Genomic DNA, 11,351 nt, shown 5'->3' with positions numbered 1-11,351 from the left:
AGACGACTATGAACAGTGGATGGATGGAAGTCCTGACGAAGCTTTTGAGCTTCTGCAGCCGTATGACGCCGACGGAATGCAAGTCGTTCTTTGCGGTGAGGGTGAGAAGTCTGATCCGGCTGGCTGATCAGCCCTTCTCAAACTTCGTCATGGGCTCCTGTTGCTCGAATTTACACCACCTTGAATGAGGGTCGGTCTATCAGTAACCATCGTTGCAAGATGGATAAAGAAGACATTCAAGACTGGTTGCCACCTTACTCCCAATCGATGGGCTTGGTTTTGATGACTGTTTCATCAGATAAGGTCGTCGCAACGCTGTTGGTTCGAGATGATATGGGTAATCGGAACGGCGTGATGCATGGCGGAGCGATAATGGGGGCAGCAGACTCAATAGGTGGTGTTGCTGCGGCGGCTAATCTTACTGAAGGTGCCAGCACCACGACTCTCGAAAGCAAAACCAACTTCATTCGACCAATACAAATTGGCGATGAAATCACGTTGACCTGCACCCCTTTGCATCGGGGCCGTAAAACGATGATTTGGCAGACGACCGTCACGCGGCCCGATGGTCGTACCGCAGCAATAGTTACCCAAACACAGCTAACGCTCGACTGGTCTGACTGAATGGGTGGATTGGCGCTGGGGGCCGACCGCTAGGGACGTCTATGTTCGCGGCAAAATCCAACGCATTTGTTGCGATGGCTGCAGGTGATATGGCTTTCGGCCGCTGGCGCTTTCCAATTCACTCTCCAAGGTCACTAAGCGAAACCTTTAATTCGTCCATAACGTAGAAGCGGTTTTGGTCCGAAGATGCGGTCACCGAAACATCAATGAAACCCTCGTTTTGCGGCGTTCCTTCAAGTTCTCGCAGGTTGGCTTCTGCAAACGCCCCATCAAGTGACGCGTCTCCAAACATTGCCAGGCGGTACACCATGCTTTCCGGGAACAGGGTGATTAGAACGGTGTGATTGTCACCAACGTTGTAGCTGCCCACGGGTGTGTCAAACATGAAAACTTGGCCGCTATCGAAGACCACCCTGCCGAAAAAATCTCCCAGCACACCGCTATCGATTATCATCCCACCTGTGTCGAGTGTCCGTTGTCAGGGATTTTGGGACAGATGGCTGCCTGAGCTAAGAGAGGATCTGGCGCATCTGGTTGGTTTGATTATGCGGCGGATTTGCGGTGAAGCAAGCGCCGGGTTTCGAGTGTCTTCCGTTTGATCCTTTCTCGTTGTTTCAGAATGGTGTGGCCGCACCCGTCGAAGGCAAGGTCCGCTGCCGCCTGCATGGAAGAGCTTCAACCGGCGCAAAGACACCAGAGGGCCGTAAGCGTATCTCTGAGGCCAAAATCGCCCTATGGGCTGAGCGCAACCGCCTGATTGAGTTGGCGCGAGAAATGGAACAGGCTGCGCTATAGTTGGTTTTTAGTGAAGCTATTGGGTTAGTCTTATGACTACTTCAATTAGGTCATCATCTCCGACAGATATGGCTTGGCGGTTGATTTCGTACTCGTCTGTAACACAAGTGATATGGTAAACTGTGTTCTTGGACGCGCCTAGCGACGCCTTGCCTTGAACATCGCTTAGCGCCGCAATATCTGGCGACGCTAGCTTGTCTGATGTGAGCATCAACCGTGCATCTGAAATCGGTTTCCCGTCAGGCCCTAAGACTTGAATCTCAATTTGCATCGGCCCGCCAGACATACAACTCAGACGGCGAGCCAGTTAACAAAATTGTCGTGGACTGGAGTAGTGATCCTGGTTGCAGAATTCGTCACTCCGCCCCCATATGCGTGTATTCCGAACGCCGTCCGATCACCATTATTGTCAATCCGATACACTGCTGATCCACTTTGGCCTCCGGCTGTGTCGATATCGTAATAAACCTTTCTGGTTGCTACCGAAGCAATTCGATTGTTGTGATACCACTGGGTGCCGGTGGGCTTATCACCAGGGTACCCAGAGAGATTGCCAATGGAACCCAGAATCTCAGACTTGGATAATACGCCGAAACCTATGGTCCCAACTTGGTCCCCAAGATTTGTGGGAATTGTTATAGCGCCATAGTCATACTGAGGGTTTGCGTTTTCGGTCCAACCGACGACAGAATGAAACATCTCACTCCTCACGGAACCGTATGGTAATTCCGCACCATTTCGTCCGGGCATTACATCGATCCGTTCGACCCAACCATTTCGTTCCGCCACTGGACTGTTGGTGATATAAACCACGTGACCTGCAGTGACCAAAGTATGTGGGCCAATGAACCAAGCCGTTCCAATCCATCGTGACCCATCACGCGCGGTGATGAGCAATGAAGCATGCACACGCCAAGGGTAGTTTTGTGTGCGAACGACTTGTACCCGGTCATCAACACCATGAACCGTTTCGGGACCGAAATCGGGAGCACCGAACGAAGCTTCGGCAATATCCCTTAGTCCTTCAGTTTCTGGTGCGGATCGGATTACAGCCGATGTTTCAATCTTACCGCCAATCTCCTCGACGCCATACCTAGTCTTGGCTTTAGTGGACTTTGCTGATCCTTTGGTTGGGGGATGAGAGGTCAAAACGTCGACCTCAATTTCGCTGTCAGGATCCGTGTTCGTCACAGGTGCATGCAGCCCGGTAGGCACCACCCGGTCCTGCTCACCCAGTGCCGCTTTTACCGCACGAAATACGTTCAAGCGCCCTTGACCCATACGGTCGTTTCGTCCGTTGACATATGGCAACGGCCCGACTTTGTCAGCCGTCGAGCGAATTATTTCCCGCGCCTCCAATTCGGTTAACTGAGGGTTCACTGACAAGACCAATCCGACCGCTCCCGCAACAATCGGCGTCGAAGACGAAGTTCCATTGAAACTCGCAAAGTAATTTCCATTGGGCGCTGGGGAATCATTGTAACCATCCGAGCCCGAGTTATCCGTCGTATAGTTGTGGACACCTGGAGCAGCGACATCGATTTTCGGCCCGAAATTGGACCCCCACCAGTGTTCTCCATCTTGGCTGGTCGGAGTTTTAGGTTCGTCAAATTCGTTGCTCGCCGACACCGACAGCACGTTGTCCAAGTTGCTGGGATAGTCGTGCAAAGTGTTTGCATTACCTGCAGCAACCACCAAGACACTGCCTTTTCCATTGCGACCTTGGGTTCTCGCCCTCTCAAACGCATTTGTAATTGCGGTCGATGGCGCTCCTCCGCCCCAAGAGTTGCTCAGTACATCAGCGCCGTTCTGCCATGACCAATCAATAGCACGTCTGATCCAAGAGTTGCGTGTAATCCAATCGTCACCAGGTCGGGGTGAGTACGCTATTCGAACTGCAAGTATGGAGCAGCCACCACCGACACCCATTACACCTTTTTCGTTTCCGTGAATTGCAGCGGCCAGCCCTGCACAAGCGGTGCCGTGTGCGTCCCAAGCATTCGGCTCCTGAAAACTATCATTGTCGGCACCGTCGAAAGATCCGACGATTGCTGTAGCGAGGTCCTCGTGTAGAGTGTCAACTCCTTCATCCAGGATTGCTATCTTTACGCTGGGATCACCAACAGCCAACTTCCAAGCATCCCGGGCCTGCGTTATGTCGATTGCGTATTGTTCATCGGCTAAAGGGTCATTTGCCGATGCCCTACTATTTTGTTTTCTAACCGTGTGCCCTCCAAAGACGACAAAGTCAGGCTCAATGTATTCAACCTGGCTTTGCTTATCCAATGTGGCGATAGCATCAAATGGATCCTTGCCAGCACCCAGTGTGACGACATACTCGTTTCCGTTCTTTTCGGCGACTTCAAGATCATACTGCTTGAAGAATTTTGTGGCACTTGTTCCTGACTTTAATCCAATCAGCAAACGGTCTGTTGCTACGCCAAAGCTACTACCAAAAACAAAAACTGGAGACGTGCGCTCGACCGTCGCGTCATCTTTTACGCTTTCGAACGCCATGTTAAGCCGCGTTTTTGGAGTCACAGGAGATTGAGCAACTGGAAAAACTGTAAATTTTTCCTTCGGTATCTCGAAACGCTGTTCAAATTTACCAAACTCTGGACGCGATACTCCAGCCAATCGTGCGCTGTAGGGTGCAGGTTCCTTGAAGCGAATTGCAACAAAATCTTCGGAAACTGTAAGTGAGACCTTTTCTCCATTGGCTTCGTAAATGAATTCCATGGAAATTCTCCTTGTTTAAATTGAGATGGTTGGGTTCCAGTCTGCCGAAAGGCCCTCGAACAAATCGAATCGTGTTGAATGCTGGACAGTATAGCACATGCGCCAACGGCGGCTTTTTCCCTGTTGATGGCATGGGAGTTCCGCGCCGGACGGGCAAGCTGGCGCAAAACTATTCCCGAGGCTGGAACTGCGCCTATTGCGGTGAGCTTATGCCCGAGTGGAAGCGCATCGACGCCAAGTATTGCAAGGAAGGTTGTCGAAAGATGGCTGCACGGAGCAGAAAACTCTAGTGCCAGTGACAGAGGTTTTAACCAGGCGTTGCCTGTGACCCCAGATTCCAACTGAGGTCACAGAGCGAAAAGCGATACCTATTCAGCGGGCATCGTTGAAGTTTCTGGATCAATTGTCGATGCAACACCTGCAGCTTCACGACGACCATCGTTCCAAATTGCCTTGATGAGTGCGAGGCACATCAGCGCCATGACAATGGAGAATGGAAGTGCCCCAATGACCATGGCCGTCTGAATAGCGCCTGTACCACCAGAAATCAGCAATCCGCCGACCACAAGCGCAAGCGCAGCGCCCCAGAAGACGATATGTGGCCGTGCCTTGGGACCTTCATCTCCAGCAGCATTGATTGTGTTCACGATTAACACGGCGGAGTCAGCAGAGGTCACAAGGAACGTCATCAGCAGTATCACAATAACAACCGCCATTGCCCATGCGAGGAACTGTGCAATGGGTGCGAGCATGTATTCGGTCATTGCAAAAATCTTGTCGCCGTTGGCCGCATCCAGGATCACACCATTTGCGTTACCATTCAGCTCAAGGTCAATTGCCGTGCCGCCTGCCCATGCGAACCAGACGAAGCACATGAGCGAAGGCACAATCATCGCCCCAAGCACAAATTCACGAATGGATCGACCACGAGAGATGCGCGCAAGGAACAGTCCCACAAATGGTGCAAACGCGATCCACCATGCCCAGTAAAATACCGGCCACCATCCTTGCCATTGCGCCAGCAGGAAGGATTCTGATCCTTCAACGCCGTCGGAGGCATAAACGTTGAAGCTCAGCCAAGGCAGGGCGACGAGGTAATCCCAGATACCTACGAAGAATGCCTTCGCACCAAAGAACGTTGCGCCGAAAAGGATGAAGAACCCCAGCAGAAAAATGGACAACGCCATGTTAATGTTGGACAGCCATTTGATGCCTTTGCCGACGCCGGAAAGGGCTGACAAGGTCGAAGCCCCCATTATGACAAGTAAGGCAACAATGATACCAAGCGTCGTGGCGGAGCCATCTGCATGTGCCAGCCCACCGATGCCGATGCGCGTTAAGCCTGCCACAAATTGCTCGACACCAAATCCGAGTGTCTGAGCTACACCCAAAATTGTTGCGACGACAGCGACGATATCAATAACGTGTCCAAGGTTGCCGGAGAGAGCCTTTCCAAAAAGAGGTGTTAACGACGACCGGATAGTCAGTGGCAATCCTCTGCGATAACTGAAGAATGCAAGCGCCAGACCCGCAATCGCGTAGCAAGCCCATGCACCCAGTCCCCAATGCAAATAAGACCAAACGTAAGCGGTGCGTACATTGTCTGCGTCCAGAGCTGTCGTAACGCCCTGTATGACCGAGGGGTTATTTTTGAAATGTGCCACAGGCTCTGCCACGGCCCAGGTCAACATCCCCACACCGATCCCAGCGCCAAACATCATCGAAAACCACGAAAAGTTGGAAAACTCCGGTTTTTCGCCCTTTGCCCCAAGATTCAACCGTCCGGCAGCAGGCCAAATCGCCAAGCCGATGCAGACTATTACAAACCCGGTTACAACCCAAATATACCAGGCAGCAAACTGCGCCAGAATGGCGGCGTTCCAGTCGCCCAGTATTCTGCCGGCTTGCGTTGGCCAAACAATGCACCAGACGACCAAAAGGCTTATGATTATCTTGCTGATTACGGTCACGTTAACGCTGAAGCCACGATAAAAACCGTTGTCTGCAGTCTTTATCGGGAGGTCAGAAAGTGGAGGCTGTATCGCCATTTTGTCATGTCCCTGTTGTTGATTTAACTAAGTGATTGGTTGAAGCACTGCGACCCGAGCACCAAAACGTCGAAAGCCTGGTGTTTGCTGTCATTGTTTGAGAATTTATGTCCGGCCCAAGCTTTCAAACAAAGTTTGTGGCCGCCGTTGAAGTTTTTTTACTGGGGCGCGATTAGGGGCCCTGGACCGCAGATATTTTTATGGCTGCAGGCCATCAACAAATTTTCCAATGTCTCGTTCTCTTCGTCATCTGTGCGCTGATTTTTATTGGTTTTATCTTATAATCGGATCGCCTGTGCAGTAGCTGATTTTTAATAATTGGCATTAGCGTTGCTAATGCCTAACTGGGTTTGCTGAATTAATTGGGGCGAGGTTGAAACAAGCTCATCATCCTGCCAGCGGTGTATCAAAAATGGGGCTATTCCCCAGAGTCTCAGGAGAGGTTCAGCGTATACTCTTTAGGCGCATTTAGGCGGTTCCGGCGCTCAGTGCGCCATCAGAACCTGTTAGACCGGCTCAGCGGGCCGGTGATCTGTTTCCTCAACGTCGGAAAAGGGTAACTCAAATCACCGAAATCAATACGCTTGCCGCTCCTACAAACCCCGCCGCTGCGACCGAGCTGGCAAGAATTATGCAAACGATTTCCAAGGCGCTGAGTTTCATTTCGTTTACCGCTCCCAGGTTGGCTCGACATAGAGCAATTTTGGTCACTCGCAAGTTGGGTGCAGATTTGGGCGCGAAAACCCGCTGTGTCGGGAGCGCAAACCCGCTCAAGGAAAGCGCTAAACATTTTACACTGTGTTTCCCGATAACACTTGGAACTTGACCTGTAGCAAAGCTGTATCACCCAACGCGGGCATTTGCCGTAGGCAAGTTACTGAGGAGGCTTGGGCAGGCCTCTTTCCATCTCTACAAACTCATTGTGAAACAGAGCCCGTATCTCTTCTTTCTTCAATCTGGAACTGCCATGTTCTTCGTCCAGGTGCATCTCGTGCTCTTCATCGTCAAGATGCGCACTCTGGCTTTCTTCGGTTTGAACCCTCCGAAGGGCAATTATGACATTCCGTACCAAATTCTTCCCCTCCCAAAATGAAACTCAAATCTTGTCGCTGCGGGCCCGATCCGAGCCAAGCTGGTGTCTGGGCTCAAGGATCGCCTTCCGTGAGTGCCAACCCGCAGCGACACGGCGGATGTAGGAGCTTCGTTTTGAGACGTAAGGGGGAAGAAATCGGAGTTCTGTGTCACTTTTTGACTGGGTGGTCAAAAAATCATTATGTGGCTTACCTTTACGTCAACTTTGAGATGATTGTGATTGCCAATGTGACGCTACGTCGGAAAAAGTGCACCAATGCGGCGGAGTGAGAAATCGAACCCGCAGTGTTGGAAATCGCGAAAGTAAGGTGGGCGGAATTCGTCGAACAGATGTATCGACTTGGCCGTTGTCGATGCAATAATGCTTGACTGAAACTCATCAATAGTATTTTCGTGGTGCCTGTGAGTGTGTAATGTTATATCATGCATTACTTAATGTGCCCGCGCCAACTCCCCCATACACTTGTTGGCGTGGGTACTTTCACATTCAATTGCAGTCTTCTTAGAAGCACTTTTCTTGCGGCGGGAAACAGGCATTGTCCGTTCAGCTCGTGAATGTTGAGAGCGGCGCACACGGCCCCAGCCTGCTTATTCCGTCGCCGTAGTCGGTGTGGCTTCGTCACCACCAGTGCCTTCACCACCCCCCGCATCTTCGCCGCCCGACCGCATCATGGTCAAACCCAGGGTAACAACAACCACAACGGCGGCGATAATGATAACAGTCCTGTTCATCTCGATCCTCCATTGCAGAGAAGCGCTTCAGGTGATGCCCGGTTGAGAATTAAGCCACCCTCTGCGCGTCAGGTGTTGAGTTGGTTAGCTGTTCGTATTGGTCCACTGCGGATAAGTATTCCGCCAATTTCTTACCTTCGTCGGTATCCGGTTCAGAACCCCACAACAGTTCGATTTCCAGCAGCGCAGCGCGGTACTCGTTCGGAGTGCGAACAATATCCATAGTGAAACCTCAAGTCATAAATCAATATGAGACTCAATATCTGATATCGCGCGATTCTGGTAGCCTGTCCACAAGCGTCGATGCTCCGACCATTTTCGCGTCGATAATACTCTGATAGTGATTGCTCATGCCTGAATTTCGTCCATTCTCTAGAGAAACACTGCGGCCTCTGGCGGAACTAAAAGTGCGCGATGGACAGAGAACGTTCGTTGCATCAAACCTGATGACAATGGCCCAGTCCATCTTTGAACCTGGGTCGGAAATCTACGGTATTTGGGTTGGGGACATGGCCGTCGGGTTTCTGGCCTTAGTCGATATGACCCATCCCGAGGCAGACCTAGACGAAGGTGATGACCCTGACGGAATTTACGTTTGGCGATTGATGGTCGACCAAGAGCATCAGGGTAAAGGCTATGGTTTTTCGGCCTTAGAGTTTGTGAAGGCGCTGGCTGAAAAGATGGGTCGCGCTAAGCTGGTCATCAGCGTTGTCGATGAACCAGGTGGCGCATTGCCGCTCTACAAGAAGTTCGGCTTTTCCCCGACTGGTAGGATTGTCGGTGGAGAGGTTGAGATGGTCATGGAGCTTCGTTAGTGCGCCGGTAGAAATAACTGCGCGTTCGAACTCGTAATGCGAGTATTGTCAGCAATCGCCGGAGAGGCCCAAATTAAGCCCGTCAGGCGCATTAGGCCTATTCAGTCTATGTGTTCGTCATCGCTGATATCGCATTCACAGGCCCGCACATCGATTCTGGTGGGTTACGCTTATTGCTGCGTTTCTTGTGCTGGCCTGTTGAGTTTTTCGTATCGGTCAACGGCTGAAAGATATTCTTCAAGCTGTTTGGCTTCGTCCGTGTCAGGCTCAGCACCCCAGAGAAATTCAATTTCCCGGAGCGCGGCGTGATAATCAGTTGGAGTGCGTACAAAGGTCATGGCAACACCTCAGAGCAGAATGAAACGTTGGGTACCTAACTGATAAGTTGCATACCCGAAAGCTCGCGATTCTGACAGGCAATTCACCATTGGCGGTTGACCAGAGCGGTTTTGTGCTCGTTGGTCCGAGGGGGTGCACATAAGCCAAGATTCGCAGTAAGGAACATGTCATGCACGCCGAGATGAATGAAAACGCACTTGCTGCATCGAACTTTCTAAAGGCGATTTCTCATGAAAGTCGCCTGAAAATTCTCTGCTATTTGTTAACAGGCGAAAAGTCCGTCAGTGAAATTCAGGATGCACTGTCCCTAGGGCAAGCGGCTACATCACAGTACTTGTCTCGCCTTAGGTTGGAAGGATTGATTTCTGATAGGCGCGACGGAAAGTCGGTTTACTACAAAATCAGCGATACCAAAGTGCACGGCGTTCTCAGTGTGGTTTATGAGCTATTTTGCACTGACGAAGGCCAACAATAAACATCAGTCAACCAGTGCAGATATGCATGGTTTCGCGCCACGGTGGAGCAAATCCCATGTAGCGGATGTAGCAGGGGGTCGGGGCCGATTTGCAGTTTTCGGAACATCCCGAATAACCATATCACAGACGAACACTAGTAGCATACGAATGTGGAGGCCAATCCTTCGCTAAATTGGGTTTGAGTATGGCCATTAATCACGGAGCAACTTTCGAACCGTTTCTAAGGTAGACTCTGAGTAGGGTAACTTTACTATTTCCTCTGCGGAAAACTCAAACCGAGGTTCTTGTGCGGAACTAATAAACGTCTCGTGCCCGTTCTCTCCCCAGCAAACGTGAAATGTGCAGTCAGGCAGTTCGGATTTCAATACTTCGAGAAGGTTAATCGAAATTCGCCCATTTTTCCTTGGCGACTGAAGTATTGGTGAAAGAGCAATTGTTCCGTTGGTTATTGCCATGTGCCAACCTTCTTTGACTCTTATTTCAACAAAGCACTCGAACTGATCCTTGATGAACGGAAGCGTCATACTTGCGACCTCTGGTTCATCATTTTGACCTAAAATCCAGTGGTTCATCGAGAAACGTAACTGCCGAATTCCAGAGGGAGATGCATAGTAAACCTGATAGTGGCCGCCCGTCCTCAAGCTGTAAAATTGGCTGGCTTGACCGGACATTTCCTCTAAAAGAAATCTAGAAACCGCACTTAGTGCCGCCCAAGCTGCGTCAGGTGCGCCTTTTGCAAGTGGAATAGGTCGAGAGGTAAACTTGAGGCCTTTGAGTATGTGACTCCCGCTTCCCGCAAAAATGAAGTCATAGTCCCCTGATGTGACTTCCTGGATCTGGCCACCTGGCGCAACAAACTTGATTTCGTTATCCTTAGTGCTTTGACTGGGAGCAACAAAATATGTGTTGCTTCCTCCTGCCAAGATTTTAACTATGTCATTGTTAGATTTGCGGTTTTTAATCTCTTTTAATTTCTGGACTGCTTCAGTCCTCTCGCCCGCCCAACCAAATATCATTCCGTCTTCAACAAACGCTAGTTTTTCTTCAAAAGCGACTTCGGAAAAGCCAACTATTTCCTTATGCCCATAGTCAAGCCGGAGCGGTGACCGCAGTGAAATCCCCTCACTATCCGCGTCCGAGGTGATTAGGCAGTCAGCAAAGGCTGCCCAGCCACCATTTCTTCTATCTCGAACTAGACACAGTATGGTCACCATTCACCCCTGTCTCGACTTGGTCAAAACCACCCCAACCCCATTGGCCGTATCGCCTTCGTCTAGGAACTGAATTCCCTGGGCTTCGAAGGCGGCGCGGATCGCTTTGGCCGTCTCCTTTCTGCCGCCCACAGGACCATCTTTTGTCTCGAGGCGGGCTATCGTGGGGTAAGACACACCCGAACGCTCAGCCAAATCCACCTGAGACCAGGCCAGCAGTGCTCTTGCGGCCTTGATTTGCCTAATTGATAGAATTTCTATTGACATTCTCACTGCTCGTTATGATATGATTTCTATCAATACCACAACCGGAGGACTTAGCAATGCCAGAACAACGCGCCAGCGCGAACGGAAAAAGTGTGTCTGGACCGATCCAACCTGTTGGAGATTACGACAACTTCATCCACAACGGCCTCCCAAAATGTTCGGACGCCGTTTATCGCCACAAAATCTCGGAAGTTGAAAAACTGCGGCAGCAGC

12 protein-coding genes are annotated in these 11,351 nt (G+C 50.8%); 4 read left to right on the top strand and 8 right to left on the bottom strand.

All coding sequences use genetic code 11. The features are described from left to right. The first annotated feature begins 219 nt into the window (after positions 1 to 219). Positions 220 to 624, top strand: coding sequence for a PaaI family thioesterase (locus tag ACR0EZ_RS25355; RefSeq protein WP_480617594.1), 405 nt, complete (start codon positions 220 to 222; stop codon positions 622 to 624). Between the two features lie 118 nt (positions 625 to 742). On the opposite strand, the gene ACR0EZ_RS25350 is transcribed toward ACR0EZ_RS25355, so the two are convergent. Then, complete coding sequence (locus ACR0EZ_RS25350) at positions 743 to 1,009, bottom strand: hypothetical protein (RefSeq protein ID WP_480617592.1); 267 nt, start codon at positions 1,007 to 1,009, stop codon at positions 743 to 745. 176 nt (positions 1,010 to 1,185) lie between these two features. Between ACR0EZ_RS25350 and ACR0EZ_RS25345 the strand changes: the two genes are divergently transcribed. Next, entirely contained in the window at positions 1,186 to 1,419 is a 234-nt protein-coding gene (locus ACR0EZ_RS25345) for an HGGxSTG domain-containing protein (RefSeq protein ID WP_480617591.1), read from the top strand. A gap of 291 nt (positions 1,420 to 1,710) precedes the next feature. On the opposite strand, the gene ACR0EZ_RS25340 is transcribed toward ACR0EZ_RS25345, so the two are convergent. From ACR0EZ_RS25340 to ACR0EZ_RS25325, 4 genes are all read right to left on the bottom strand, one after another. Next, complete coding sequence (locus tag ACR0EZ_RS25340; protein WP_480617590.1) at positions 1,711 to 4,158, bottom strand: S8 family serine peptidase; 2,448 nt, start codon at positions 4,156 to 4,158, stop codon at positions 1,711 to 1,713. A gap of 368 nt (positions 4,159 to 4,526) precedes the next feature. Next, positions 4,527 to 6,206, bottom strand: coding sequence for a BCCT family transporter (locus ACR0EZ_RS25335; RefSeq protein ID WP_480617589.1), 1,680 nt, complete (start codon positions 6,204 to 6,206; stop codon positions 4,527 to 4,529). A gap of 1,680 nt (positions 6,207 to 7,886) precedes the next feature. After that, positions 7,887 to 8,030: a hypothetical protein gene (locus tag ACR0EZ_RS25330; RefSeq protein WP_480617588.1), complete on the bottom strand. Its 144-nt coding sequence runs from the start codon at positions 8,028 to 8,030 to the stop codon at positions 7,887 to 7,889. 49 nt (positions 8,031 to 8,079) lie between these two features. Beyond that, entirely contained in the window at positions 8,080 to 8,253 is a 174-nt protein-coding gene (locus ACR0EZ_RS25325) for a hypothetical protein (protein WP_480617587.1), read from the bottom strand. 229 nt (positions 8,254 to 8,482) lie between these two features. Between ACR0EZ_RS25325 and ACR0EZ_RS25320 the strand changes: the two genes are divergently transcribed. Then, on the top strand, positions 8,483 to 8,845 hold the full coding sequence (locus ACR0EZ_RS25320) for a GNAT family N-acetyltransferase (protein ID WP_480617586.1): 363 nt from the start codon (positions 8,483 to 8,485) through the stop codon (positions 8,843 to 8,845). A gap of 170 nt (positions 8,846 to 9,015) precedes the next feature. Here ACR0EZ_RS25320 and ACR0EZ_RS25315 read toward each other — a convergent pair whose 3' ends face one another. Next, positions 9,016 to 9,183 carry a hypothetical protein gene (locus ACR0EZ_RS25315; protein ID WP_480617585.1) on the bottom strand — a complete coding sequence of 56 codons (168 nt, stop codon included), beginning with the start codon at positions 9,181 to 9,183 and terminating at the stop codon, positions 9,016 to 9,018. A gap of 170 nt (positions 9,184 to 9,353) precedes the next feature. Between ACR0EZ_RS25315 and ACR0EZ_RS25310 the strand changes: the two genes are divergently transcribed. Continuing rightward, complete coding sequence (locus tag ACR0EZ_RS25310; RefSeq protein WP_480617584.1) at positions 9,354 to 9,659, top strand: ArsR/SmtB family transcription factor; 306 nt, start codon at positions 9,354 to 9,356, stop codon at positions 9,657 to 9,659. Between the two features lie 192 nt (positions 9,660 to 9,851). On the opposite strand, the gene ACR0EZ_RS25305 is transcribed toward ACR0EZ_RS25310, so the two are convergent. Both ACR0EZ_RS25305 and ACR0EZ_RS25300 read right to left on the bottom strand, forming a co-directional pair. Beyond that, positions 9,852 to 10,874, bottom strand: a complete 1,023-nt coding sequence (locus ACR0EZ_RS25305; protein WP_480617583.1) for a hypothetical protein — start codon at positions 10,872 to 10,874, stop codon at positions 9,852 to 9,854. Continuing rightward, a complete protein-coding gene (locus ACR0EZ_RS25300; RefSeq protein ID WP_480617581.1) occupies positions 10,875 to 11,138 on the bottom strand; it encodes a helix-turn-helix transcriptional regulator in 264 nt (87 codons plus the stop codon). Between the last annotated feature and the right edge of the window lie 213 nt (positions 11,139 to 11,351).

This window comes from Ruegeria sp. AK4, from assembly GCF_056541025.1.
This window is presented reverse-complemented; position numbering and strand designations above follow the sequence as displayed.

Excerpts from the sequence above, each read along its gene's own strand:
- ACR0EZ_RS25355 (WP_480617594.1), top strand. The coding sequence starts at position 220 with ATGGATAAAGAAGACATTCAAGACTGGTTGCCACCTTACTCCCAATCG.
- ACR0EZ_RS25350 (WP_480617592.1), bottom strand. The coding sequence starts at position 1,009 with ATGTTTGACACACCCGTGGGCAGCTACAACGTTGGTGACAATCACACC.
- ACR0EZ_RS25340 (WP_480617590.1), bottom strand. The coding sequence starts at position 4,158 with ATGGAATTCATTTACGAAGCCAATGGAGAAAAGGTCTCACTTACAGTT.
- ACR0EZ_RS25335 (WP_480617589.1), bottom strand. The coding sequence starts at position 6,206 with ATGGCGATACAGCCTCCACTTTCTGACCTCCCGATAAAGACTGCAGAC.
- ACR0EZ_RS25330 (WP_480617588.1), bottom strand. The coding sequence starts at position 8,030 with ATGAACAGGACTGTTATCATTATCGCCGCCGTTGTGGTTGTTGTTACC.
- ACR0EZ_RS25325 (WP_480617587.1), bottom strand. The coding sequence starts at position 8,253 with ATGGATATTGTTCGCACTCCGAACGAGTACCGCGCTGCGCTGCTGGAA.
- ACR0EZ_RS25320 (WP_480617586.1), top strand. The coding sequence starts at position 8,483 with ATGGCCCAGTCCATCTTTGAACCTGGGTCGGAAATCTACGGTATTTGG.
- ACR0EZ_RS25315 (WP_480617585.1), bottom strand. The coding sequence starts at position 9,183 with ATGACCTTTGTACGCACTCCAACTGATTATCACGCCGCGCTCCGGGAA.
- ACR0EZ_RS25310 (WP_480617584.1), top strand. The coding sequence starts at position 9,354 with ATGCACGCCGAGATGAATGAAAACGCACTTGCTGCATCGAACTTTCTA.
- ACR0EZ_RS25305 (WP_480617583.1), bottom strand. The coding sequence starts at position 10,874 with ATGGTGACCATACTGTGTCTAGTTCGAGATAGAAGAAATGGTGGCTGG.
- ACR0EZ_RS25300 (WP_480617581.1), bottom strand. The coding sequence starts at position 11,138 with ATGTCAATAGAAATTCTATCAATTAGGCAAATCAAGGCCGCAAGAGCA.